Genomic DNA, 23,686 nt, shown 5'->3' with positions numbered 1-23,686 from the left:
TTGCATGCACAAATCCGCACCGTTTTTGGCCACCTTCATTCTGGGTGTCACCCTCGCCGGCCTGCCGGGCTGCGCCAGCCTGACCGGCTCATCGGAGCAACCCGCTTCCGATTCATCTGCCTCAGACAGCACCAAGGACACACCGGAAAAGCCGATCGAGTATGCGGACTTTGAGCCGGACGTCCTCTATCTTCTGATGAGCGCCGAGATCGCCGCCCAGCGCGGGCGTTACGACGTCACCCTGGTGAACTACCTGAAAGCGGCCAAACAGTCCCGGGATGAAGGCGTCATTGAGCGGGCCATGCGCATTGCCCAATCGCTCAACGGCGACAACGCCCAGACCCAGCTTGCCGAACTCTGGCTGGAGGTAGACCCGGAAAACCTGCAGGCCCATCGGATCGCAGCCATTCAGGCGGTCAAACGCAACGACCTTCAGACGGCCCTGGATCACATGGAGCAGATCATGAACCAGGGTGGCGATGCGGACTTCGACAGTCTTGCCGCCATGGCCGCCAGCCTACCGGCCGAGCAACAGCAAGAACTGCTTTCGCTGTACCAGCGCCTGGCCACGCGCCACCCGGACACACCGGAACTGGACTACAGCATTGCCCTGCTCCTTAAGATCAACCGCAAGCCAGACCAGGCACTCAAACAGCTGGACCCGTTGCTCGAAGAGCATGAAAACTTCCAGCCTGCCATCGTGCTGCGCGGAGATCTCCTGTACGAGACCGGCGAGAAACGGGAGGCGCTGGACTACCTGATGCGGAACACCCGCAAGTTCCCCAACAGCCGCCAGATGGGCACGCTTTATGGCCGCATGCTGATCAACGAGGGCGACCTGCAGGCAGCCCAGGACGAATTCAAACGCCTGGTGGACCTGTACCCGGACAACTCGGGACTGCTGCTTTCACACGCCCTTGTCGCTCTGGAGAACAACCAGAAAGATCTGGCCAAGGATGAACTGACCCAACTGCTTGAGCAGGGGCATCATACCAACGAGGCCAACTACTATCTCGGCAGGATCGAGGAAGAGGACGGCAATACCGACCAGGCAATCGGATTCTATGACGGTGTGCGCCAGGGCAACTACTATTTTCCCGCACTGGCCCGGGCGAGCGCACTGCTTGCCGAACAGGGCAAGGTGGACGAGGCGCTGACCCGGATCCGTACCATGCGGGAGAGCCATCCCGCCCAGGCCGAGAATTTCTGGCTTCTGGAAGTCAACCTGCTTCTGGACGAAAACCGGCAGCAAGCCGCACTCGACAGCGCGACGCAGGCACTGGAGGCTTTCCCGGACAATGCCCAGATCCGCTACGCACGAGGCATGCTTTACGACAGCATGGACCAGCCGGAAAAGGCCGAAGCCGATTTGCGCCGGATCATCGAGACCGAACCCAATAATGCGGTGGCCCTGAACGCCCTCGGCTACATTCTCACCACCCGTTCCGACAGACTGGAAGAGGCGAGGCAGTATATCGGTCGCGCCCTGCAACTGGATCCGGAGAACCCCGCCATCCTCGACAGCATGGGCTGGGTGCTCTACCAGGAAGGCCGGCTGCAGCCCGCCCTGCAATACCTGAAAAAAGCGTGGGAAGCCTACCCGGACCCGGAAGTGGCCGCACATTATGGTGAAGCGCTCTGGATGGCGGGCGAGGAAGAGCAGGCTCGCATCGTCTGGAGAAAGGGTCTGGAGAACAATAAGGATCACGAGATCCTGCTCGAGACCATCAAACGCCTGACGGGTGAAGGAACCCTGTAATGTGGCGGCACCTCCGGTTACTTCCGGTACTGGCGCTTGTCATCCTGATCCAGGCCTGTACCACCATTCGGCTGGAGCCCCTCCCCGATGGCATGACCGACCAGACGCCCGCCGACTGGGACGCGCGGGCCCGGCAGGTGTCCGGATTCGACCAGTGGCGCCTGACCGGCAAGCTGGCCGTGCGCCAGCCCTCCGACAGTGGAACGGCGCTCATCAACCACTGGATCCAGTCGGGCGAATCCTACGACCTGGCTTTGTCCTCATCGTTTCTGGGCATGGGCAGCACCCTGCTGAAAGGTCACCCGGACTACATGGAACTCACACTACCCGGCGGTGACACCTATCGCTCATCAGACCCTGAAAGCCTGGTCAGCGCAGCCACCGGGTGGCAGCTTCCCCTGCAGAGCCTGTCCTGGTGGATTCGCGGACTACCGGCGCCCGATGGCAATGCCCGGCTTCTCTTCAACGCAGAGCAGCAACTGGCGCTGATTCGCCAGTCTGGCTGGGAAATACGTTACGATCGCTGGAAACGCTTCCTGCCGGACCTGCCGGCGTTGCCCGCACGAATCACCGCGGTCAAGGGTGAAAAGCGGGTACGCATGGTTGTTGCGCAATGGGAGTCGCTGGAGGATCGCCCGTGAGCCACTCACTGACACTCCCCTCACCCGCGAAGCTCAACCTGTTCCTCCATATCGTGGGACGGCGCCACGATGGCTATCACGAACTTCAGACGGTCTTTCAGTTCCTGGATTACGGCGACGACATCACCTTTACCCTGACCCCGGACCAACCGGACATTCGCCTCGCCCGGCCAATACCGGGCGTACCGGACGACGACAACCTGATCATTCGCGCCGCGCGGGCGTTGGCGACCCATAGCCGCCACTCCCTTCCCGGCGTCGTTATCGACATCGAGAAACGCCTGCCTATGGGCGGGGGCCTGGGCGGCGGCAGCTCCAATGCCGCCACCACCCTGGTGGGGCTCAACCACCTTTGGCAACTGGGACTTTCGCTGGATCAGCTGGCAGAGATCGGTCTCGGACTCGGCGCCGATGTGCCGGTATTCGTTCGGGGCCATGCCGCCTTCGGCGAAGGCGTGGGTGAACGCCTTACCCCGGTCAACCCACCCGAAGACTGGTTCCTGGTTCTGAAACCCGCCTGCAACATCAACACCGGAAAGATTTTTTCCGAGGAAGGGTTGACAAGGGACACCCCAAAAATCAAAATAGCGCCCGCTTTTGAGGGAGACGCCTCGAGGTACCGAAACGACTGTGAGGATGTAGTTCGTCAACTGTATCCAGAGGTTCATAAAAGCCTGGAATGGCTTTCACAATTCGGACCTGCAAGATTAACCGGAACCGGGGCTTGCATTTTTGGACGTTTCCCGACAGAATCCGCAGCCCGGATTATCTGGGAAAGCAAACCCTCCGGCATCACGGGGTTCGTAGCTAAAGGGGTGAACATATCACCTCTACACAAAAAGCTGACAGAGCTGAAATGATGCCAAAAAAGCACGATACTGGGGTGTCGCCAAGTGGTAAGGCAACGGGTTTTGATCCCGTCATGCGCAGGTTCGAATCCTGCCACCCCAGCCACCTTTCTCCCGCTTCTTCTGAATCAAACGCCGATACTGAGAAGGATGCTGTCGTGTCCAAACTGATGATTTTCGCTGGCAATGCCAATCCGGCCCTTGCCCAGGACATTGCCAAGAAACTCCATATTCCAATGGGCCAGGCCACCGTCGGCCGCTTCAGCGACGGCGAAACCACCGTCGAGATCAATGAAAACGTCCGGGGTCATGACGTCTTCATTATCCAGCCCACCTGCTACCCCACCAACGACAACCTGATGGAACTGATCGTGATGGCCGACGCCCTTCGTCGCGCTTCCGCCACACGGATCACCGCAGTTATTCCCTACTATGGCTATGCCCGTCAGGATCGCCGGGTACGTTCAACCCGGGTAGCAATCAGCGCCAAGGTCGTCGCAGACATGATCTCCAGCATCGGCGTGGATCGCGTACTCACTGTCGACCTGCACGCGGATCAGATCCAGGGCTTCTTCGACATCCCGGTAGACAACATCTACGCCACACCGGTCATGCTCGAAGATATCGAGAAGCAGCGCTTTGACAACTTTGTCGTGGTATCCCCGGACGTGGGTGGCGTTGTGCGCGCCCGCGCCGTGGCCAAGCGCCTCGACGACGCCGACCTGGCGATCATCGACAAGCGTCGCCCCAAGGCCAATGTATCCCAGGTCATGCATATCATCGGTGACGTTCAGGACAAGACCTGCATCCTGGTGGACGACATCGTGGATACCGCTGGAACCCTCTGCAAGGCAGCCAACGCCCTGAAAGAGCGCGGCGCGGCACGGGTTGTCGCCTACATCACGCACCCGGTCCTGTCCGGTCCTGCCATCGAGAATATCGAAGCGTCTGAGCTCGACGAACTGGTGGTGTGCGACACCATTCCGCTTGGTGACAAAGCCCGGAATTGTGATAGAATCCGCCCCCTCAACATGGCAGGCCTGCTCGCGGAATCCATTCGTCGCGTCAGCAACGAAGAGTCCATCAGCGCCATGTTCGGGCACGACTGAGTCGAAAAGCCCAGCAGTACAGTTTCCGAGTCGGGAGTCCGCGTGGGCTCCCGACTCTTTTCGTCAGCCGGAGAAAACTCCGGTTTTTCAAAAACATCATCTGTTCCAAGCCTGGTCGCGGGCCGTTCAGATGACGATTGAGGTAAGAAACCATGTCTCAGGAATTTGTTATTGAAGCATTTCCTCGCGACGATCAGGGCAAAGGTGCGAGCCGCCGCCTGCGTCGTGAGGAGCGCAAGATCCCGGCCATCATCTACGGTGGCGACAAAGATGCCACTCCGGTTGCGATCTGGCACAACGAGCTGAAAAAGGCTCTGGAAAACGAAGCGTTCTTCTCCCACATCCTGACCGTTGATATCCAGGGTAAGAAAGAGAGCGTTATCCTGAAGGATCTGCAGCGTCACCCGTACAAGCCGATCCTGACCCACGCCGACTTCCAGCGCGTCGACAAGGATCATGAGATCCACGTAAACGTGCCGCTGCACTTCATTAACGAAGAGACAGCTCCGGCTATCAAGCTTCAGGGCGGCGTTGCCAACCACCAGATCAACGAAGTGGAAGTTATCTGTCTGCCGCAGAACCTGCCCGAGTTCATCGAAGTCGACATGACCGAAGTGGACATGGACCAGGTGGTTCACCTGAGCGACCTGAAACTGCCGGAGGGCGTCAAGATTGCAGCCCTGCAGCAGGGCGAAGATCACGACCTGCCGGTTGTGGCTATTCACAAGCCGCGCGGCGCCAAGGTTGACGATTCCGAGGAAGGTTCCGAGGAAGGCGAAGAAGGCGGCGAGGAGTAAGCACTCCCGGGGCAACGGTCAATGGCACAGGATATTGTCATGGTGGTGGGTCTGGGAAATCCCGGATCCGACTACGAGAATACCCGCCACAACGCCGGCGCCCTGTTCGTCGAAGCGCTGGCCCGCGATGCGGGCCAGACGCTCCGTCCTGAAAAGAAATACCACGGGCTTTATGCCCGCATTCAGTGGCAGGGTCTCGACCTGCACTTGCTGAACCCCACCACATTCATGAACCGTAGCGGCCTTGCCATAAAGGCGCTGGCGGACTTCTTCAAGATTGCACCCGAACAGATTCTCGTCGCCCACGACGAACTGGACCTGCCTCCGGGCACCGCCAAACTCAAAAAAGGTGGTGGTCATGGCGGCCACAACGGGCTTCGCGACACCATTGCCCACCTGGGCACCCGGGAGTTCCAGCGTCTGCGACTCGGCATCGGTCACCCCGGCGACAGCCGCAAGGTCACCGGCTACGTTCTTGGCCGTCTCGGCAAACAGGAATCCGAGCAACTTGAAGCCGTTTTCGACGAGGTCATGCGCGTCTTGCCAGACGCCGCGGGAGGCAAACTGGCTGCGGCCATGAACCGCCTGCACAGCTTCAAGCCAACGCCCTGAACACGGCATTACCCCTTACTCGCACCCATACCGATACACCGGTATAATCCGCGACAAATTTTCAGTACCAGCAGAGGCAACCCATGGGATTTAACTGCGGCATCGTCGGCCTTCCCAACGTCGGCAAATCCACCCTGTTCAACGCACTGACCAAGTCCGGCATTGGCGCGGAAAACTTCCCGTTCTGTACCATTGAGCCGAACGCCGGTGTGGTGGCCATGCCCGACCCTCGCCTCAACAAACTGGCGGAGATCGTAAAGCCCGAACGCGTCGTGCCAACCACCATGGAGTTCGTCGACATTGCCGGCCTCGTGGCTGGCGCCTCCAAGGGTGAAGGCCTGGGCAACCAGTTCCTGGCCAACATCCGCCAGACCGATGCCATTGCCCACGTCGTACGTTGCTTTGAAGACGGCAACGTCATTCACGTAGCCAACAAGGTGGACCCCGCGGCGGACATCGAGGTCATCAACACCGAGCTGGCCCTGGCCGATCTGGAAACCGTGGAAAAGGCCATCAAGCGGGTTCAACGCGTTGCCAAGAGCGGCGACAAGGAAGCCAAGGCCCAGCTGGAAATGTTCGAGAAGCTCCTGCCGGTCCTGAACGAAGGCAAGCCGGTCCGCAGTATGGGCCTGGACAAGGACCAGATGGCCCTGATCCGAGAGCTGTGCCTGCTGACGGTCAAGCCCACCATGTACATCGCCAACGTCAACGAAGACGGATTCGAGAACAACCCGCACCTGGATACGGTGAAGGAAATCGCCGCTTCCGAGAACGCGGTAGTGGTGCCCATCTGCAACAAGCTGGAAGCCGAAATCTCCGAACTGGAAGACGAAGAGAAATCCATGTTCCTGGAAGAAATGGGCATGGAAGAGCCCGGACTGGATCGCGTCATCCGCGCCGGCTACAGCCTCCTGGGCCTGCAGACGTACTTCACCGCCGGCGTCAAGGAAGTGCGCGCCTGGACCGTCAAGATTGGCGCCACAGCGCCCCAGGCGGCCGCTGTCATCCATACCGACTTCGAGCGCGGGTTCATCCGTGCGGAGGTGGTCAGCTACGACGATTTCGTCCAGTACAACGGCGAAGCCGGCGCCAAGGATGCCGGCAAATGGCGCCTGGAAGGCAAGGACTACATCGTGCAGGACGGCGACGTCATTCATTTCCGGTTTAACGTATAATTTTTATCGGAAATTTGGGCCCAAAGCCTTGACAGGATGAGCCCAAATACTGAAAATACGCGCCTCGTTTGGGGCGTTGCCCAAGGCGAAATGGCAAGGTAGCTCAGTTGGTTAGAGCACAGCACTCATAATGCTGGGGTCGGCGGTTCGACTCCGCCCCTTGCTACCAAGATTCAAAGGGTTGCGACTCATGTCGTGACCCTTTTTTTGTTGGTTGACTACAGATTGACTACAGAGCCCCGATAAAGCAATCTTGCGGGAATGCCACGTAACTCCTAACAAACAAATGGCAAAATCAAAGCAGCACCTAAAATGGCCTCGTTTGACGCATTTGTTTGCCGTAAGTACAATACGTAGCCCATTTTTTACACAATTGAAACACTAACTCTAAGTCCTCAAGAATAAAAGTGATTTTGCGGACGGAGTCGCGAAACAGAGAAAGTAGATGAATTCAATACATCAGGAACTTGTTGCCAGGGTCTACGATCATATACTACAGTCAGCTAACACAGTGTTGCGAAACTGCAAATTGTTTTCCATCGAGATCCTGAAGCTTGAGGATCCAACTTATGCAGAGATCGCGAATCAATTAAAAGGTCTGTGTGACATTCTGGACAAACTTCAAACAGACGATCCAGATATGAAAGTGTTGAAAGCTCACGAATACGCAGACCACGTTAGACTGATAGCAGCAGCAATAGAGGTCGAGGATGAGGAGTCCCTCAGCCGACACGTTGAAGAACTCGATAGGAGATCTTTCTTATGAAAATGACAGAAATGGAAAAATTAAATCTTTTGCGAGAAGCAGAAGCTATCGCAGCAAGTGTCAGCGAAAAGCTGCAGGCTTGCTATGAGGCGCACTGCAAGGCAGCCGGATATTCCGAAGACAAAGCTGCCTAAGCTAAGAGAGACTCCAGAGCCCTGCATATGCAGGGCTTTTTTTGAGCAATGTCCCGTCCTGAAATACGTTGTCATCTGGAGAATAAACAGATGGACAACGTTACTCCCACCCGTAAGAAGCGCACTCAGCGAGATTACAACCTAGGCTTTAAATTGGCCGTTGTCGACCAGGTCGAAAAGGGCGAGCTCACTTATAAGCAAGCCCAAAAGATATATGGTATCCAGGGCCGCAGCACGGTTCTCCGGTGGCTTCGAAAACATGGTAAATTGGACTGGTCCCGATCGAGGATCTCACCCATGAACCCATCGCAAGAAACACCCGAGCAGAAGATCAAACGCCTGGAACGAGAGCCGGAAGATGAGCGTCTGCGCAATCTCCTGCTTAATGAAATGGTCGATATCATGGACCGTGAGTACGGAGCGGGCCTGCGAAAAAAGTATTTATCCAAGGAGCGCGCACTCTTCAGGGGCAAGGCAAAGTAAGCCTCAGCAGAAGCTGTGCACTCTTTGGGCTATCCCGCCAGGGGGTTTACCAGCGCCTAAAGCGCCGTCGTATGCGTCAGGTTGAGCTGGCGCCTGTCAAAGATCTCGTCCAGTGCGTCCGAAAGCGACTGCCGAGACTGAGGACACGCAAGCTCTATCACCTGCTCCATGAGGAACTCCGGAACCTGGGCATTAAGCTTGGCCGAGATGGCCTGTTTGATTATCTCCGGCAACAGCAGTTGCTGATTCGCCCGAAAAAGAACTACACGAAAACCACCAACAGTCGCCATTGGATGCGAAAGCATCCCAACCGGTTTGCCGACTGCGCCCTGCATCGGCCTGAACAGGCCTTCGTGAGCGATATTACCTATGTGGAAACGGACGAGGGCGCCCACTATTTATCCCTTGTTACCGACGCATTCTCACGCAAGATCGTGGGCCATAAACTCAGCCATGAGATGAAGGCTGCCGATGCGATTGTTGCCTTGAAACAGGCGATTCGCAACCGGCTTAGCAGTCAGCCTCTGTTACACCACTCCGACAGAGGACTTCAATATTGTTCCTCCCTGTATCAGGGCGTTTTACAGAAACATCAAATCCAGCCGTCCATGACGGATGGCTATGACTGCTATCAAAATGTGTTGGCAGAACGAATCAACGGTATCCTGAAGCAGGAGTTCTTGCTCTATCGTTGTCGAACCTTCGCAGAGCTGAGCATGCTCATTGAGGAGTCGGTGGAGGCCTATAATACCTTGAGACCGCATCTCAGCCTGAACATGAAAACACCTCAAGAAGTGCATGAAAAAGCCAGCAACCGAGAGGTGCTGGCTTCATCAAAACTGTCAACGTATTTTAGGACGGGTCAGTGCAACTAGTCATGTGGTTGAGACCAAAGAAACCTCTGCGTTCAACAGGGCTCCACCGGGGGTCCAAAAATTTTATTTCAAAGCAGACTAGTCAGCTTGCGACCAACTTCCTTTGCGCCCAAAGAATGCTTTGCTACAACATTCCGAGTCTACAGCTTCAGGAACTCAACTTAGCACTGACTTAAGGGTCACAACTCAGACAACTTCGAACTTTTTGTTCCCAGCCTCCTTGGGGGCCCTCGCTCTGGTCCAAGGAAGATCCCGCGCTGTCAATGACCCTGACCCCGTATTAGGTCCACCCAGAGTTGGAAAAATCCGGCTCCTGACCCTGACCCCGTATTAGGTCCACCCAGAGTTGGAAAAATCCGGCTCCGATTGTTCCTGTTTTCTTCGTGAAACCGCATGTTTTCTGGCGTAGTCAGAGGGCGTGCACCACTCCAATGCGGAATGGGGTCGGACTTGGTTATAAAACGCTCGCCACGCTTCGATTTTCTCCCTGGCGTCGGCCAGTGACAAGAACCAATTTTCATTCAGACATTCCTGCCGGAGTCGTCCATTGAACGATTCTACCGTTGCGTTGTCGGTAGGTTTTCCAGGCCGCGAGAAGTCGATTTCGATGTTCCGCTCATAGGCCCAGCGATCCATGACCTTTCCGGCAAACTCCGAACCGTTGTCGGTCTTGAGAACTTCAGGATTACCTCGAAACCGTGCAATCGCCGTTAGGGCTTCTTGAACATCGTGGCCCCTCAGGCTCTGTCCAACCACGATGCCGAGGCACTCCCTGGTGAACAGATCAATGATGGTCAGCAAGCGCAGTCGCCGACCATCAAACAGCGCATCTGAGACAAAGTCCATGCCCCAGATGTGATTGGGATGGGTGGCTCGTTGAAGTGGCTGACGGTTCTTGGCCGCCTTGTTGCGTTTAGGACGCTTTAGACGAAGTGACAATCCCTGGTCCCGATACAGCCGGTAAACCCGTTTGTGATTGTCACGCCAGCCCTCTCGTTGCAGTTGGACATGCACGCGTCGGTAACCGTAGTGAAGCCGTGTGAGAGTGATCTCACGGATCCTCATCGATAATGCCGACGAATCTCTTGCCACCGATTGGTATCGACAAGATGCCCGGGAAAACTGCAAGACCGCACACGCCTGGCGCTCGCTGACCCCGTATCGCTTTTGCAGGTCAGCCACCAGTTGGCGTTTACGAGGCGGTCTCAGAGCTTTTTTGCCACCACATCCTGAAGCATGGCCTTGTCCAAACTCAGGTCGGCCACTAGCTTCTTGAGGCGCTGATTCTCCTCTTCCAGCTGTTTCAGACGTTTCAGCTCGGATGGCCCAAGACCACCGTACTTCTTGCGCCAGGTGTAGAACGTGGCATCGGAGATGCCCATCTTGCGACAGACCTCCGGGACCGGTGTCCCCAATTCGGCTTGCTTCAGGGCGAAGGCAATCTGCTCTTCGGTGTAACGGGACCGCTTCATGGCATGATCTCCTGCTCAGGGCTCTATCATGCCGGATTTTCCAGTTTTAAATGGACCTAAATTCTGGGGTAGGGTCAACTGGAGTAGCGTCGCAGATTACAGGAAGTACAGAGTCAGGCTGCTATCGTTTATGGCGTAAATAAACGAACCAACTCATCAAATGATGAGTAATTTGGATTTTTTGATATCGATAAATGATGCTATCAGTGGATGGGTCCTAGCGATAATCCACCAAACTCAAGGATATAGTCCAATGGTAAACCTTAGCTTAAGATTTTTTCTGCATTTCAACTAAAACGCTATTCGCGGCTTCGAGATTTCTGATTACTGCATCTGCGTTATCGATTGAGCTATCTGCGTGCCCGAGAAGAGTCTCACTGATATTGTTCAGTTTTTTGGCGATGACTATCAAGGTGATTAAGATCAAAGCTAAAAAAATGAGAATAAGTATATCCATATTTTTACCCTAAAGTGTTTCACCTGTCGGGTTTAAATTTAAAACCAAACGTTTTTGCCGAATGAATTTTTGCTATCCTCGTATGACTTTCGTCTGCAGGAATGGAACCCTCAATGAAAACAACACTGAAGGTCTTAGCCGCATGTTTTGTGATACTTCTATCAAGCTCAACTCACGCACTGACGGTGGCGGACTACCAGAGACTAAATGAAGCACAAGTTCGCGACTCTAGCGGTAAAGTTAACCTCCTTATGAAAGCTTATTTTCAGGCAATTTTCGAGTCTGTACTCACTATCGCGATGGCGAGCGAAAGCTCCCGGGAGCTGGACCTAGGACCTTACGGGAAGGCATGCTTTCCATCACTAAATGCTTTGTCACCCGATGTCATTAAAAACAGCTTAGAAAGCCAGATCTTCCAAATGAAAGACACGCCAAAAGCAGATAAATTTGACGTTTTGATGGCCTCGTCCTTAGCGATCTGGGGATTACCAGAAGTCTTTCCGTGTAGATAATTTTCTCCGAATACACACTTGGGCACGTAGCCTTGAGCATGTGCATATTGGAATAACTCCAGTGCGGAATTCAGCTTTAAGCCGAACTCAGAACAAGATTACGCCCGTGGGAAATCTGCACCCGCTCAGTCAACTATCAGGAAAACTCCAACCTTCTTGATTCCATCTTGCGATCAGTTCCTTTTTTGTTAGGTTCCAAAGCATGCTTCGTAGTTACTATGTGGGCATTTTGTGGCCACCCGATGGACCAAGATCGGCACCCATAGAACTGTCCAGGCGGAGACGGCCGGAAAGAAATCTGTTAAATCAGATAATTATAATTTATGGGAGCCCTCATAACGCTGGGGTTGGCGGTTCGACTCCGCCCCTTGCTACCAAGATTCAAAGGGTTGCGACTCATGTCGTGACCTTTTTTTATTGGCTGACTGCAAATCGACTGCAGCCCTGAATCCTGTGATCAATACCTCCCTTGCCTATCTTCACCCCCTACTTTCAGTGCATTTCGACAATCAGAGCGGCTGGAATTAGTGATGGAAGGACAATTTCGAAGACCGGCTAGCTGAAACGCCGGGCCTTTTGCAGGCACTCGTCTATGAGAATCAGTTCCTGAATGCTGAAGTCTGAGATCAAGGACCGGATGTGCTGTTCATCATCACGAATCGCAGCCTCGACCAGAAAAGCCACCTCTTCTTTCTTCTGCAGCAAAGCGGGATCAGCCGCCTCTTCAACGAAAGTCAAGGTAAGTTTCTTCGCCATTTCTGACACCTCCGCTCAGGGATCCCGGCCTGTCAGTTCTGATCGTTCCTGTACCGACACCGCCTCACGCTGGCTCTCAGTTTTTCGGCCAGGCCTTTCTCTTCGGTCGAGTGCGACACATAAAGGGAGATATCGACCCATGACGCAGACCGTACAAAGTACTGCCCCTCGAAGTCCGCCATCAAGGGATCCAGCAACACCCAGGGAAGGATCACCACGTCGGCCCGGCCCAGTTTCAGCATGTCCACGGCCTGCTTCCAGCCAGAAACCGCCAGCATCTTTGCGCCCTCTCCCAGCAGCAGTTGCTCGCCCACAAAACGTCTGATGAAGGAATAGGTCAGGCCGAAAGTCTGCTCCAGAGGCGGTAGATCCTCAAGTAACAGATAGACATATTCAGTCTGGAACAGGCGTCCACCGAAATCCGCATACTGATCCCGTTCTTCGGTCTGCACCAGCGGCAATCCGACATCGAGGCGCCCCTTTTTCAACTGATACAGGATCTGTGCAAGCGGCATCTGCCGGAAACTGAATTGCTGGTCGAGGCTTTCGAAAACGCAGTGGTAAAATGGGGAAAACCGCCCCACCAGATGATCCTGGTCGACCGCAATTTCCCGGGGAATGCCCTCAACCACGCCAACCCGAACCACCTGATCGGCCGCAGCCAAAATTGGGCAAAGAAGGATTGTGAGAGCAAAAATCAGTAGAGAACGATAGGGTGACGATTTCCTGTCCATGGCATCGGCTCGGTAAACGGGCACTCCGGCCCATTCACCAAGCCTAGTACATCAACCCCGGTCCTGCAGCCCGTTATGCGCTGGTACGGAAAGCAGAGACCTGATCCTTCATGGCGGCCGCCAAACGGGCCAGCTCACCACTCGCGGCAGAGGACTGCTGCGCGCCCGAGAGATTCTGGCTGGACAGGTCAACAATGTGGGTCAGATTGCCGCTGACCTGCTCCGCCGCCACGGACTGCTGCTCCGAGGCGCTGGCGATCTGCTCGCCCATCTGGAAGATATGGTCGATGGCATCGCCGATGGCGTTGATGGTTTCGGCCACCTCTTCGCTCAATGTTCGGTTATCCTCCACCTTTTCCAGGCTGGACTGCATGACGGCAACCGTCGCCTTGTTCTCCTCAATCAGGCTCTCAACAACACCGGCGATTTCCGCGGTGGACGACTGGGTTCGCTGAGCCAACGACCGGACTTCATCGGCCACGACGGAAAAGCCCCGGCCATGCTCGCCCGCTCTTGCCGCTTCGATAGCAGCATTCAGCGCCAGGAGGTTGGTCTGCTCGGCAATCTCGTTGATCACCTGGGTGACTTTGCGGATTTCCGCGCTCTTGCTTTCCAGGGAATGGATCCTGTCGGCAACCCTCCGGATCTCTTCCGCGAGGCGATGCAGGGCTTCCCGGCCCTTTTCACCGTTGACCCGCCCCTTGACCCCAAGCTCTTTCGCGGTGCGAGCCGCGGACTGGGCTTCATCGGCGCTGCGGGCCACATCGGAGGATGCCGCGCTCATCTGGTTCATGGCGGTGGCCACCTGGTCGGTCTGTTCCGACTGTGCTTCAATATTCTTTTCGGCGCTGGCGTTGATCGCGGACAGCTCCTCCGATGCTGTGGCAACTTCATCCGACACCGATGAAAGCTGTCGGATCACCTGGTCGAATTGTTCCAGCATGTGATTAAGCGCCCCTGCCAGCTCCGCCAGCTCATCGGATCCCTCAACATCAATTCGGCGCGAAAGATCCGAACGATCCGCCACCTCTCCCATCACCCGGCGCATGGCATGAATGGGCGAGGTAATGGACAGAACGATCAGTGCACTCGCCCCCAGGGTCAGAACACCTGCCGCTGCGGCAACGGCCGGATAGAGAATTTTGCTCTGGTCGTATAGCTGCCCCACCGATGCCCTTTCCGAGGCCGCAACGTCCAGCTGCAGATCGATCAGCTCGGCGATTTTTGCCGCCACCGGATCAATCACCCCATAGAGAGGACCATCCAGGGTATCCAGCTGGCCCTGCACATTGCCGGAAGACTGTCCAAGTATCGCGACCGCATCGGCAATGGCGGCATCCGCATCCGAAAACAGGGCTTCCACCTCAGCGACCAGTGCCTGCTCTCTCTCCGTCAAACGCGTGGCCGTGAACTTCTGCCATTTTTCAGAAATGATGGCCTGAGCTTCAACCAGCTGGCCCCGGGCCTGCTCGGCGGTCATCAGACCAGCGTTAGCCTTGTTGATCGCATCTACCACCAGTACCGCATAGTCATCGGATATGATTTTGAGGTCTTTGAGCGGAACCACCCGATCGTTGTAGATACTGGAAACGCCCCGGTTGATTTCCGAGAACACCACAACGGCGTATATCGAAAGACCGGCAATGGCCGAAAGTGGGACCAGAACGAGAACCGCCATGCGCCACTTCAGAGAGACATGATTCAGTGCCTTCATAAACACACTCCATTAGCGGGCACTCCCTTCCCGTTCACTTCTGGGCTACCACCCATATGAAGTTAACGGCGACAGTTTAAAGACATCGCGAAACCGTTGCACTCTCTACTTGTAATAATATGCACCTATTTAGACAGATTCCGGATCGGCCAAAAACCTGACACTGATCAAATAACCCCAGAAGAAATGATTTACGGTTCACCTGTTGGCAGTACGAACAGGTTTACGCAGATGGCCGATAAAACAACAAAAACATTCGTCATTGCCACGTTTGATGTCATCGGAATTCTTCCCATCGCCGGTTTTGCCCTGGTCCTGTTCGACCGGCCGCCCACCTATGCGTTCTATTTCGGGATTCTGGCAACGCTGATCGCCCGTGTATGGGCCATTATCTACGACTGGAAGTGGGGCATGCTGGAAGACAGCCAGACCGCAGGCACCGGCACACGCTGGGGAGACAGGTTGATGGACCTGGCGGGGTTCGAACTGGTCGCTTTTCTGGCGTTCACGTCACTGGTGTTGGTGTTAACGAATTCGTCTCTCGGCGTAGCATCGCTCAGCGGCGCAGCGCTGGTCATTCTTTACACCGTTTACTGGTCGCTGATCGACGCCCTGTTCAACCAGTTCTAGTAACGGCCCTTGGCATGCCCGCACCCGCAGGGTTATGAGGTTGTACCTTTCTTTACAGTTTGAACACGCGGATTAAACAACCTTTGACAGTCGGAAAGACGGAAACAGCGTACGCTATAACCTCTCCCCGATGTTCCCGATGAGCGTGTGAACCGATGAACCTGAAACCTGCCGACATGGCGCTGGTCGTCATTATCCTGGTGCCCGTACTGCTGGTGCTGTCGGGTTTCAACCTGAAGATGATCCTCACGGCTCTGGGGCTGTTTCTGCTCTATATCCTGATTCTGTTTTTCGAGCCTATCCGTTTTCACCTCTCGCGCTGGCTTCGTGACCGCACAACCCAACGTTCCCGTCGTCAACCCGACGAAAGATAACCGTGGTTTCATGCCAAAGTCGCACATTCCGGTTCGTTGTGAACGGCTACAATTGACGCCTGTTCAACTGATTGACCCCTCGTGACCCGATGAAAAAGATCCTCCTGGAGCTGGCAGCCGTTCTACTGATTACGTTGCCTGCGGTTCTGATGATTACCGATCAGGCAGCGCAGACCGTTTTCCTGTGCGCCACCCTCGTGATTGCCTATGGCATTGTCTTCCTGTCCATCCGTCCGGCGAGCCGAAACCAGGATCAGCGCTGGCGTTTCTGAAACAGCTCCCGCTCACTTCCGCAATTCTGCGGTCCCTTCTATCGCACAGCGAAATCGACTAAGCTGCGGGTTTTGACCCGAGGATCTGTCCATGTCGAAATCGAACGTTGTTGCAGGGCTGTCCCTCGACCGCCTCGACGCCATCACCCAGCATCTGGACCGGAAATATATTGAGCCTGGCCGTCTTCCGGGCACGCTGACCCTGGTCGCCCGACACGGCGAAGTCGCCTGGGTGAAAGCCCAGGGAATGATGGATGTCGAGCGGCAGAAGCCGGTGCAGCGGGACACCATTTTTCGAATCTATTCCATGACCAAGCCGGTCACCTCCATTGCCTTGATGCAGCTCTACGAGAAGGGCATGTTTCTGCTGGACGATCCGGTCCACAAATACATTCCTGCCTGGCGCAACCTGCGGGTCTACAACGGAGGCACCTACCCTCACTTCAAGACCGAACCGGCAGCCACCACCATGACGATACGGGATCTCCTGACCCACATGTCGGGACTGACTTACGGTTTCATGGAACGCAGCAACGTGGATGCGGCCTACCGGCAGCTGAAACTGGATGGAAGTGCCACGCTGACACTGGAGACCCTGGTGGAGCAACTGGCGGAATTGCCGCTCGAGTTCTCGCCGGGCACCGCCTGGAACTATTCAGTCTCCACCGACGTGGTTGGCTATCTCGTGCAGTTGCTGTCCGGACAATCGCTGGACGAGTATTTCCGGGAGCATATTTTTGCGCCCCTGGGGATGGACGACACAGGTTTTCAGGTACATCCGGATCAGCTGGACCGGTTCTCGGCGTGCTATCTCTACCAGCCCGGGGATCGTATGAAGCTGCAGGACGATCCGATGCGTTCCCGCTACCAGAAGACCCCCACGTTTCTCTCCGGAGGTGGCGGATTGGTCTCGACCATCGACGATTACCACAAGTTTGCCCAGGCCCTGTGTCAGGGCGGCGCCTATCAGGGCAACCGGATCATCGGCCGGAAAACCCTCGAATTCATGCGCCGGAACCACCTGCCGGGCAATCAGGACCTACCGGGCCTTTCAATCGGCGCCTTCAGCGAAACTCCCTACGAAGGCAATGGCTTCGGTCTGGGCTTTTCGGTGCGGACCGACGTCGCCAAATCGCAAACCAACGGCTCCGAGGGCGAGTTCGGCTGGGGCGGCCTGGCCAGCACCAGTTTCTTTGTCGATCCGGTGGAGGATCTGGTGGTGATCTTCATGACGCAGCTGATTCCGTCGTCCACCTATCCGATTCGGCAGGAATTGCGCGCGATGGTAAACGGTGCCCTGGTCTGAGAAATCGGATCGGCATCACCTTTATAAGCATATGACGCTTCGAACTGTGCCTGGGGCCAAATCTCTGTGGCATACTCGGCTTCCTGCACTCCAAAACCAATAACCATCAGCAAGGAATGTCTCGATGAAACCGGAAACTCTCGCGCTTCACGCCGGGTTCAAGAGCGACCCGACCACAAAGGCCGCGACAACCCCGATCTACCAGACCACGTCCTACACCTTCGACGATACCCAGCACGGGGCCGACCTGTTCGACCTGAAGGTTCAGGGCAATATCTACACACGGATCATGAATCCGACCAACAGCGTGCTCGAAGAGCGCATGACCGCGCTCGAAGGTGGCGTGGGCGCGCTGGCCGTTGCGTCCGGCATGGCTGCGATCACCTATGCCCTCCAGACCATCTGTAAGGTTGGCAACAACATCGTCAGCACCAGTCAGCTCTATGGTGGCACCTACAACCTGTTTGCCCACTCCCTGCCGAACCAGGGCATCGACTGCCGCATGGTGCCCCACGACGATTTCGATGCCGTCGAGAAAGCCATCGACGACCAGACCCGCGCGCTGTTCTGCGAGTCCATCGGCAACCCGGCCGGCAACGTGGTGGATCTCCAGCGCTGGGCCGAAATCGCCCACAAGCATGGCATTCCCCTGATTGTCGACAACACCGTAGCCACACCGTTCCTGTGCCGTCCCTTTGAACATGGCGCGGACATCGTCATTCACTCGCTTACCAAGTACATCGGTGGGCACGGCACAACGGTTGCCGGCATCGTGGTGGATTCCGGGAAATTCGACTGGAAGGCCAGCGCCGACAAGTTCCCGATGCTGAACGAACCGGATCCGTCCTATCACGGCGTGGTCTACACCGAAGCCCTCGGGCCGGCCGCGTTCATCGGCCGGTGCCGGGTCGTTCCGCTGCGGAACACCGGCTCCGCCCTGTCTCCGTTCAACTCGTTCCTGATCATGCAGGGCCTTGAGACCCTGGCGCTGCGCATGGAGCGTCATTGCGAAAACTCGGAAAAGGTCGCCCAGTTCCTGCAGGATCATCCGGCGGTGGAGTGGGTGAACTACGCGGCGCTCGCGAACAGTCCATACAAAGCCACCTGCGACAAAATCTGTGGCGGCAAGGCCTCTGGCATCCTGAGCTTTGGCATCAAGGGCGGCCGCGACGCCGGCGCCAAATTCATCGATGCCCTGGATATGGTCCTGCGGCTGGTGAACATCGGGGATGCCAAGTCCCTGGCCTGCCACCCGGCCACTACGACTCACCGGCAACTCAATCCGGAAGAACTGAAGAGCGCTGGCGTCAGTGAGGATCTGGTACGGCTGTCCATCGGTATCGAACACGTCGACGACATCATTGCCGATATCAGCCAGGCTCTGGAAAAATCCCAGGCGTAAACTGATCAATCGGGTACGACCAAGGTCGTACCCGATCCCCCCGTGATTGCCCTTACCCGCCTTGTAACTGTGCCCGCCGGCGATTAACCTTAAATGTTCTTCATACCCTTCATTTGAGAGTTTCCGGTCAATGAGCGACAGCGCTAAGCCCCGCATTACCAGTGGCACCAAGTTCCGCAACGAGCACGGATTCTCCGCCATCAAGGACGGCGTCAAACGTTCCTCTTCCAGTGCCGAAGGCCGAACGACGGAGCGCAAACCCAAATGGCTCAGAGCCCGCATGCCCGGCGGTGAACGCTACGACGCGGTAAAGCGAAACGTCACCGAGCACCGGCTCAGTACGGTGTGCCAGGAGTCCCACTGCCCCAACATCGGGGAGTGCTGGACCAATGGTACGGCCACCATCATGGTGATGGGCTCCGTGTGCACTCGCGCCTGTAAATTCTGCGCGGTGGACACCGGCAACCCGAAAGGCTGGCTCGACGCCGAGGAGCCCGAGAATACCGCCAAATCCGTGGAACTCATGGGCCTTCGCTACATCGTCCTGACGTCCGTGGATCGCGACGATCTCCCGGACGGTGGCGCTGCCCACTACGCCGCCTGCGTCAGCGCCATCAAGGCCAGAACACCGGAAGTCGCCGTCGAGGCCCTGACACCGGATTTCGATGCGGTGATGAGCGATGTGGAAAAGGTCGTGGACTCCGGGCTTGATGTATTCGCCCAGAACGTGGAAACCGTGGAACGCCTGACCCAGCGTGTACGTGACCCCCGGGCCGGCTACCAGAAAACCCTGAGCGTTCTGGCGCATGCGAAGAAACACAATCCGGATGTGCTCACCAAAACCAGTCTGATGTTGGGCCTCGGTGAAACCGAAGAAGAAATCCTGAAAACCATGGACGACCTGCGGGCCATCGGCGTGGATATCCTCACACTGGGGCAATACCTGCGCCCGACGCCCAATCACCTTCCCGTCGAACGCTACGTGACCCCGGAAGAGTTTAACCGTTACCGGGAAATCGGTCTGGAGAAAGGTTTCATGGAGGTGCCCTCCGGGCCCATGGTGCGCTCAAGCTATCGGGCCGACAAGGTCTTCGACAAGAACAATCTCGGGCTGGCCGTGCCGGATGTGCCACAAACGGATGCAGCCATGCAGATCCCGGTAAAAACCATCGACTGAGGAACCCAATGCTGACCTTCCTGCGGAACATTCGGCTGAAGTACAAATTCTGGTTGCTGAACATTGTTGTTTTCGCAGTACTTGGCCTGTTGGTGCTCTATGCCATGGGCAGCATGGCCGAGAGGAGCGGTCAGTCGTTTGGAGACGTCTTTGTCGATACCGCACCCGGGTTCGCCCTGGTGGTCGCGATACTCATGGCCCTGGAGATGGCCGGATCCCAGCTGCTGATCTCGTTCATCGAGCGTCACATCAACCGCCTCAAGGACACCATGGTTTCGGTTCAGGGCAGCGGCAACCTGAGTACCCGGGCACCGGTCGACTCTACCGACGAAATCGGCGAAATGGCGACGGCCTTCAATGCGATGCAGGACCGCACCATGGCGGTGGTGAAAAGCATGAAACAGGCCATCGATCGTCTGCACCAGGAGGTTCGGGAACTGACCGATGCTGCCGAGGCTCGACGGGATGACCTGGCCCGCCAGCAGTCCGGAGCCGACCGGTCCGCCGAGATGATCGAAGCCATGCTCCAGAGTTTCCTGGGCATTGCCGAACAGGCGGGCATTGCCAAAACGCTCTCCAATGAAGCCCGGGAGACCGCGATTGGCGGTGGTGAGCGCGTCGCCAGAAGCGCAGACAGCATCCGGAAACTGGCTGATGTGGTTCGGGACTCAGCCGGCAGCGTCGAAGCGCTGGCCGAGAACAGCCACGAAATCAGCCAGGCGGTCGCCGAAATCAAAGGCATCGCCGAGCAGACCAACCTCCTGGCACTGAATGCCGCCATTGAAGCTGCCCGCGCCGGCGAGCAGGGGCGCGGCTTCGCCGTGGTGGCAGAAGAAGTCCGTAATCTTGCGCAGCGGGTCCAGGATTCGACTGAACAGATCCAGACGACAATTGATCGCCTTCTGTCGGCCATGAACATTGCGGTAACCCGCATGAATGGCAGCTCCGAAGACGCCGACCGATGCGTTGCCGAATCCGAGGAAGGGCGCAAAGCACTGGAAGCCATCAATGAAGTGGTGGGACGGATTGACCGCACCAACCAGGAAATCGCAGGCCTGTCCGCCGACCAGACGGATGGCACGGATGCGATGCTGGCCAACGTTCAGGGCATCCGGGAAACCACCCAGAACATGGTCACCCAGCTGGGTGAGAGCGCTGACATGAGCCGGCGGCTCAAACACCTCATCGACAGCCTCGAGGAAGCATCGGCAAAAGTCTCCGTCTGAGCTGTCAGGACGTCACCAAACCCACAGATACAAAAAAGCCGCATCGGAATGCGGCTTTTTTCGTCAGGCAGCGAGTGGCTCTTACTGCTGCTTCTGCTGCTGTTGCATCTGCTGCTGCATCTGACGCTGTTGTTGCATCTGCTGCTGCATCTGCTTCATGCGCTTGTCCAGTTCGTCACGCTGCTCCTGGGTAAAAATGCCATCCACTTTCGCTTGCATCAGCGTTGAAAGTGCGGCGATTTCACCGGTCAGGTCACCCAGCTTCTCGGCGTTGTCACGAATCGCGGATTCGTCGTAGTCGGCCTTGATCTGTGACTGCATCTCCTGCTGGATGGTGCGGGCTTCCTTGCGCAACTCGCCGATTTTGGTCTGCATCTCATCAAGAATGGCACGAATGTCCGCTTGCTGATCCTCCGAGAGGCCTACCATCTTGGCCAACTGGTCCACCTGGTCCGGCTGACCACCCTGGGGTGCCTGGGCCATAACCGGCGCAGACAGAGACAGTGCCACAAGAGCAGTTCCAAGGATTTTTGCGAGCTTCATAAAGATCTCCGTAGTTATGGCGATGCCTGTCAGACCACCGCCGTGTTTCATTTAACTCAGTTGTCAGGTCCTACACCCTAAAACAACCTGCCCCCGGATTTCACCCCGATCTCCCTTCTTTTTGTACATACATCTCATTCGAGGGCACGACATTCCGCCACACCAGCGCATTCAGGGAAATGTGAAACTTTATCCATTCCCCTGCATAATGGCGCGGTTTCAACAGCCGGAGCAGGAAACATGGCAATCAACTGGTTTCCAGGGCACATGCACAAGGCCCGCAAGGAGATCAAAAAGGTAATGCCCCAGATGGACCTGATCATCGAGGTCCTGGACGCCCGCATTCCTTTCAGTAGCGAAAATCCCCTGGTTCCGAACCTTCGGGGTGATACGCCCCTGATCAAGGTCCTCAACAAGCGCGACCTGGCCGATCCTGAGATTACCGGACTATGGCAAGCGTGGTTCGAAAAAGAACGGGGAGTGCGCGCCATTACCCTCACCCATAACCAGCGTAATGAGGCCCTGGACATCCTCCGGCTCGCCGAAGAGATGACGCCGGGTCATGATCGCCAGAAAAGTGCGTTGCGGGTAATGATTCTGGGCATCCCCAATGTGGGCAAGTCCACGATCATCAATACCCTCGCAGGGCGGCCGGTGGCAAAAACGGGCAATGAGCCCGCCGTGACCCGCGCTCAGCAGGCGATCAAACTGCCAGATAACATCCTGCTGTATGACACGCCCGGCTTCCTCTGGCCCAAACTGTCGCCGGAAGCCTGCGGCTATCGCCTGGCGATCACCGGCGCCATCCGCAGCGCCGTGCTGGATTTCGAAGACGTGGCCCTATTTGAGGCGGATTACCTCCTGCAAGCCTATCCGGAAGCCGTACGTACCCGCTATGGCCTGGAGTCGCTCCCGAACGATGGCATCGGGCTGATGGACGCCATCGCCGAAAAACGCCGTTTCTTTGGTCGTGGCGGCGTGCCCGACCTGCACAAGGTGTCAGAAGTTCTGTTGAACGAATTCCGGTCCGGCAAACTGGGCCGCATTTCTCTGGAAACACCGGACATGGTTGAAGCCGAGGCCCGGGAAGCAGCCGAGCAGGAGGCCCGCAAGGCTGCCGAGAAGGAAGCCAGGGGCACCACTAAGGGGAAGCGAGGCCGCAGCGACAGACACTGAAACGCCCGCCCGAGACATAGTCGGACGGCAGGGCATCAAACATGTTCCGGGCCGTGCGAACGAGGTGGGGCTGATCGTAGAAGCCGGCCTCGGTGGCCAGCTCGGACATGGACCTGCCGGGCTCCCAGCCGGCAAGCACCCGGTTGATCTTCAGGTGCAGCAGGAAACGGCGCAACGGCACGCCCACCTGCTCACGGAACAGATGAGAGAGGCGGGAAGCCGACAACCCCACCAGCCCTGCCAAGGCGGCCACATCCACCCTTTCCGGCATGTCCCTGCGAAGGGCTTCACACACCTGCATTACCCGGGGATCCAGGGCGGTCGCCGGAAACCCGAGAGCCTGGACGGCACGGACCAGCGCCTGAGCAGCCTCGTTACAGTCGGGCGAGGTCAACGCCGGCAGGTGGTCCGGATTCAGCGTGATATCGCTGGAAGTACGATGCTGAAGGCCGGACCTGAGATTCAGCCAGAGAGGGCAGTCCGGATCGAGTTGCGCACACCACATGCGGGTCGAACCCGGATCCAGCGCCTGGACCACGTCCGGTGCGACAATCGCCGCCCGGCTTTCCCGCCATTGGCCATCCACTTCCAGCCTGAACGGGCCATCCAGTCCAACCAGCCAGGAAGCACTGATGTGTCGATGCGGACGGTTGGGGTAAAGCCGCCCGATCACCTGCCAGTGGTCGGGCCATACAAACAGACTGCCTTGGGGTAGCGACTGGAGGGACACACACAA

Annotated in this window: 25 protein-coding genes and 2 tRNA genes; 21 read left to right on the top strand and 6 right to left on the bottom strand. The window is 56.8% G+C overall.

What is annotated here, in order from left to right; all coding sequences use genetic code 11:
• Positions 1-4: 4 nt before the first annotated feature.
• The 12 genes from MLD04_RS14515 (at position 5) to MLD04_RS14460 (ending at position 9,199) form a co-directional block, all read left to right on the top strand.
• Positions 5-1,759 carry a tetratricopeptide repeat protein gene (locus MLD04_RS14515; protein WP_248159882.1) on the top strand — a complete coding sequence of 585 codons (1,755 nt, stop codon included), beginning with the start codon at positions 5-7 and terminating at the stop codon, positions 1,757-1,759.
• Complete coding sequence (lolB, locus tag MLD04_RS14510; protein WP_248159880.1) at positions 1,759-2,400, top strand: lipoprotein insertase outer membrane protein LolB; 642 nt, start codon at positions 1,759-1,761, stop codon at positions 2,398-2,400. The genes MLD04_RS14515 and lolB overlap by 1 nt, the downstream gene beginning before the upstream one ends.
• Positions 2,397-3,260 carry a 4-(cytidine 5'-diphospho)-2-C-methyl-D-erythritol kinase gene (ispE, locus tag MLD04_RS14505; protein WP_248159878.1) on the top strand — a complete coding sequence of 288 codons (864 nt, stop codon included), beginning with the start codon at positions 2,397-2,399 and terminating at the stop codon, positions 3,258-3,260. The genes lolB and ispE overlap by 4 nt, the downstream gene beginning before the upstream one ends.
• A gap of 19 nt (positions 3,261-3,279) precedes the next feature.
• Positions 3,280-3,354: transfer RNA gene (locus MLD04_RS14500), tRNA-Gln, on the top strand.
• Positions 3,355-3,406: 52 nt separating this feature from the next.
• Entirely contained in the window at positions 3,407-4,357 is a 951-nt protein-coding gene (locus MLD04_RS14495; RefSeq protein WP_008937348.1) for a ribose-phosphate diphosphokinase, read from the top strand.
• A 152-nt stretch (positions 4,358-4,509) separates the two neighbouring features.
• Entirely contained in the window at positions 4,510-5,154 is a 645-nt protein-coding gene (locus tag MLD04_RS14490) for a 50S ribosomal protein L25/general stress protein Ctc (RefSeq protein ID WP_248159876.1), read from the top strand.
• A 21-nt stretch (positions 5,155-5,175) separates the two neighbouring features.
• The gene (gene pth, locus MLD04_RS14485; protein WP_248159874.1) at positions 5,176-5,766 is read left to right on the top strand and encodes an aminoacyl-tRNA hydrolase; all 591 of its coding nucleotides are present in this window, start codon (positions 5,176-5,178) and stop codon (positions 5,764-5,766) included.
• 83 nt (positions 5,767-5,849) lie between these two features.
• The gene (gene ychF / locus MLD04_RS14480; protein WP_248159872.1) at positions 5,850-6,941 is read left to right on the top strand and encodes a redox-regulated ATPase YchF; all 1,092 of its coding nucleotides are present in this window, start codon (positions 5,850-5,852) and stop codon (positions 6,939-6,941) included.
• 92 nt (positions 6,942-7,033) lie between these two features.
• Positions 7,034-7,110 (top strand) — tRNA-Met (locus tag MLD04_RS14475).
• Between the two features lie 276 nt (positions 7,111-7,386).
• Positions 7,387-7,707: a hypothetical protein gene (locus MLD04_RS14470; RefSeq protein WP_248159858.1), complete on the top strand. Its 321-nt coding sequence runs from the start codon at positions 7,387-7,389 to the stop codon at positions 7,705-7,707.
• Positions 7,704-7,841, top strand: coding sequence for a hypothetical protein (locus tag MLD04_RS14465; protein WP_248159856.1), 138 nt, complete (start codon positions 7,704-7,706; stop codon positions 7,839-7,841). Before MLD04_RS14470 ends, MLD04_RS14465 begins: the two co-directional genes overlap by 4 nt.
• A 90-nt stretch (positions 7,842-7,931) precedes the next feature.
• Positions 7,932-9,199 (top strand): IS3 family transposase gene (locus tag MLD04_RS14460; RefSeq protein ID WP_248159854.1). Its coding sequence is split into 2 segments (ribosomal slippage): positions 7,932-8,286 and positions 8,286-9,199, totalling 1,269 coding nucleotides; the frame shifts between segments, so codons are not numbered across the junction.
• A 330-nt stretch (positions 9,200-9,529) separates the two neighbouring features.
• Here MLD04_RS14460 and MLD04_RS14455 read toward each other — a convergent pair.
• A protein-coding gene (locus tag MLD04_RS14455) for an IS3 family transposase (protein WP_248159852.1) occupies positions 9,530-10,671 on the bottom strand; the annotation gives its coding sequence in 2 pieces (ribosomal slippage) (positions 9,530-10,419 and positions 10,419-10,671; 1,143 coding nt in all).
• Positions 10,672-11,241: 570 nt separating this feature from the next.
• Between MLD04_RS14455 and MLD04_RS14450 the strand changes: the two genes are divergently transcribed.
• Positions 11,242-11,640, top strand: coding sequence for a hypothetical protein (locus MLD04_RS14450; RefSeq protein WP_248159850.1), 399 nt, complete (start codon positions 11,242-11,244; stop codon positions 11,638-11,640).
• A 555-nt stretch (positions 11,641-12,195) separates the two neighbouring features.
• On the opposite strand, the gene MLD04_RS14445 is transcribed toward MLD04_RS14450, so the two are convergent.
• The 3 genes from MLD04_RS14445 to MLD04_RS14435 form a co-directional block, all read right to left on the bottom strand.
• Complete coding sequence (locus tag MLD04_RS14445; RefSeq protein ID WP_248159848.1) at positions 12,196-12,396, bottom strand: hypothetical protein; 201 nt, start codon at positions 12,394-12,396, stop codon at positions 12,196-12,198.
• 32 nt (positions 12,397-12,428) lie between these two features.
• Positions 12,429-13,061, bottom strand: a complete 633-nt coding sequence (locus MLD04_RS14440; protein ID WP_248159846.1) for a type 2 periplasmic-binding domain-containing protein — start codon at positions 13,059-13,061, stop codon at positions 12,429-12,431.
• Positions 13,062-13,203: 142 nt separating this feature from the next.
• Positions 13,204-14,844, bottom strand: coding sequence for a methyl-accepting chemotaxis protein (locus MLD04_RS14435; RefSeq protein ID WP_248159844.1), 1,641 nt, complete (start codon positions 14,842-14,844; stop codon positions 13,204-13,206).
• Between the two features lie 231 nt (positions 14,845-15,075).
• On the opposite strand from MLD04_RS14435, the gene MLD04_RS14430 reads away from it, so the two are divergent.
• From MLD04_RS14430 to MLD04_RS14400, 7 genes are all read left to right on the top strand, one after another.
• Positions 15,076-15,474, top strand: coding sequence for a hypothetical protein (locus tag MLD04_RS14430; protein ID WP_248159842.1), 399 nt, complete (start codon positions 15,076-15,078; stop codon positions 15,472-15,474).
• Positions 15,475-15,629: 155 nt separating this feature from the next.
• A complete protein-coding gene (locus MLD04_RS14425; RefSeq protein ID WP_248159840.1) occupies positions 15,630-15,848 on the top strand; it encodes a hypothetical protein in 219 nt (72 codons plus the stop codon).
• 89 nt (positions 15,849-15,937) lie between these two features.
• On the top strand, positions 15,938-16,120 hold the full coding sequence (locus tag MLD04_RS14420) for a hypothetical protein (protein ID WP_248159838.1): 183 nt from the start codon (positions 15,938-15,940) through the stop codon (positions 16,118-16,120).
• Between the two features lie 91 nt (positions 16,121-16,211).
• Positions 16,212-17,426 (top strand): serine hydrolase domain-containing protein, encoded by a 1,215-nt coding sequence (locus tag MLD04_RS14415; RefSeq protein ID WP_248159830.1) that lies wholly within the window; start codon positions 16,212-16,214, stop codon positions 17,424-17,426.
• 124 nt (positions 17,427-17,550) lie between these two features.
• Positions 17,551-18,828: an O-acetylhomoserine aminocarboxypropyltransferase/cysteine synthase family protein gene (locus MLD04_RS14410; RefSeq protein ID WP_248159828.1), complete on the top strand. Its 1,278-nt coding sequence runs from the start codon at positions 17,551-17,553 to the stop codon at positions 18,826-18,828.
• Positions 18,829-18,958: 130 nt separating this feature from the next.
• A complete protein-coding gene (gene lipA, locus MLD04_RS14405; RefSeq protein WP_248159818.1) occupies positions 18,959-20,005 on the top strand; it encodes a lipoyl synthase in 1,047 nt (348 codons plus the stop codon).
• 8 nt (positions 20,006-20,013) lie between these two features.
• The gene (locus MLD04_RS14400; protein WP_248159811.1) at positions 20,014-21,231 is read left to right on the top strand and encodes a methyl-accepting chemotaxis protein; all 1,218 of its coding nucleotides are present in this window, start codon (positions 20,014-20,016) and stop codon (positions 21,229-21,231) included.
• Between the two features lie 81 nt (positions 21,232-21,312).
• Here MLD04_RS14400 and MLD04_RS14395 read toward each other — a convergent pair whose 3' ends face one another.
• A complete protein-coding gene (locus MLD04_RS14395) occupies positions 21,313-21,774 on the bottom strand; it encodes a Spy/CpxP family protein refolding chaperone (RefSeq protein ID WP_248159808.1) in 462 nt (153 codons plus the stop codon).
• 240 nt (positions 21,775-22,014) lie between these two features.
• Here MLD04_RS14395 and ylqF point away from each other — a divergent pair, with 240 nt between their 5' ends.
• Entirely contained in the window at positions 22,015-22,950 is a 936-nt protein-coding gene (gene ylqF / locus MLD04_RS14390) for a ribosome biogenesis GTPase YlqF (RefSeq protein WP_248159799.1), read from the top strand.
• Here the strand turns inward: ylqF and MLD04_RS14385 are convergent.
• Positions 22,916-23,680: a helix-turn-helix domain-containing protein gene (locus MLD04_RS14385; RefSeq protein WP_248159797.1), complete on the bottom strand. Its 765-nt coding sequence runs from the start codon at positions 23,678-23,680 to the stop codon at positions 22,916-22,918. The two genes, ylqF and MLD04_RS14385, sit on opposite strands and share 35 nt — an antisense overlap.
• Positions 23,681-23,686: the final 6 nt, after the last annotated feature.

This window comes from Marinobacter koreensis (genome assembly GCF_023156285.1).
In the GTDB taxonomy this organism is placed as follows: Bacteria; Pseudomonadota; Gammaproteobacteria; order Pseudomonadales; family Oleiphilaceae; genus Marinobacter; species Marinobacter koreensis.
Note: the sequence above shows the minus strand (reverse complement) of the source record. Positions and strands in the feature narration are given on the sequence as shown.

Excerpts from the sequence above, each read along its gene's own strand:
- MLD04_RS14515 (WP_248159882.1), top strand. The coding sequence starts at position 5 with ATGCACAAATCCGCACCGTTTTTGGCCACCTTCATTCTGGGTGTCACC.
- lolB (WP_248159880.1), top strand. The coding sequence starts at position 1,759 with ATGTGGCGGCACCTCCGGTTACTTCCGGTACTGGCGCTTGTCATCCTG.
- MLD04_RS14490 (WP_248159876.1), top strand. The coding sequence starts at position 4,510 with ATGTCTCAGGAATTTGTTATTGAAGCATTTCCTCGCGACGATCAGGGC.
- pth (WP_248159874.1), top strand. The coding sequence starts at position 5,176 with ATGGCACAGGATATTGTCATGGTGGTGGGTCTGGGAAATCCCGGATCC.
- ychF (WP_248159872.1), top strand. The coding sequence starts at position 5,850 with ATGGGATTTAACTGCGGCATCGTCGGCCTTCCCAACGTCGGCAAATCC.
- MLD04_RS14470 (WP_248159858.1), top strand. The coding sequence starts at position 7,387 with ATGAATTCAATACATCAGGAACTTGTTGCCAGGGTCTACGATCATATA.
- MLD04_RS14465 (WP_248159856.1), top strand. The coding sequence starts at position 7,704 with ATGAAAATGACAGAAATGGAAAAATTAAATCTTTTGCGAGAAGCAGAA.
- MLD04_RS14450 (WP_248159850.1), top strand. The coding sequence starts at position 11,242 with ATGAAAACAACACTGAAGGTCTTAGCCGCATGTTTTGTGATACTTCTA.
- MLD04_RS14445 (WP_248159848.1), bottom strand. The coding sequence starts at position 12,396 with ATGGCGAAGAAACTTACCTTGACTTTCGTTGAAGAGGCGGCTGATCCC.
- MLD04_RS14435 (WP_248159844.1), bottom strand. The coding sequence starts at position 14,844 with ATGAAGGCACTGAATCATGTCTCTCTGAAGTGGCGCATGGCGGTTCTC.
- MLD04_RS14430 (WP_248159842.1), top strand. The coding sequence starts at position 15,076 with ATGGCCGATAAAACAACAAAAACATTCGTCATTGCCACGTTTGATGTC.
- MLD04_RS14425 (WP_248159840.1), top strand. The coding sequence starts at position 15,630 with ATGAACCTGAAACCTGCCGACATGGCGCTGGTCGTCATTATCCTGGTG.
- MLD04_RS14420 (WP_248159838.1), top strand. The coding sequence starts at position 15,938 with ATGAAAAAGATCCTCCTGGAGCTGGCAGCCGTTCTACTGATTACGTTG.
- MLD04_RS14415 (WP_248159830.1), top strand. The coding sequence starts at position 16,212 with ATGTCGAAATCGAACGTTGTTGCAGGGCTGTCCCTCGACCGCCTCGAC.
- MLD04_RS14410 (WP_248159828.1), top strand. The coding sequence starts at position 17,551 with ATGAAACCGGAAACTCTCGCGCTTCACGCCGGGTTCAAGAGCGACCCG.
- lipA (WP_248159818.1), top strand. The coding sequence starts at position 18,959 with ATGAGCGACAGCGCTAAGCCCCGCATTACCAGTGGCACCAAGTTCCGC.
- MLD04_RS14400 (WP_248159811.1), top strand. The coding sequence starts at position 20,014 with ATGCTGACCTTCCTGCGGAACATTCGGCTGAAGTACAAATTCTGGTTG.
- MLD04_RS14395 (WP_248159808.1), bottom strand. The coding sequence starts at position 21,774 with ATGAAGCTCGCAAAAATCCTTGGAACTGCTCTTGTGGCACTGTCTCTG.
- ylqF (WP_248159799.1), top strand. The coding sequence starts at position 22,015 with ATGGCAATCAACTGGTTTCCAGGGCACATGCACAAGGCCCGCAAGGAG.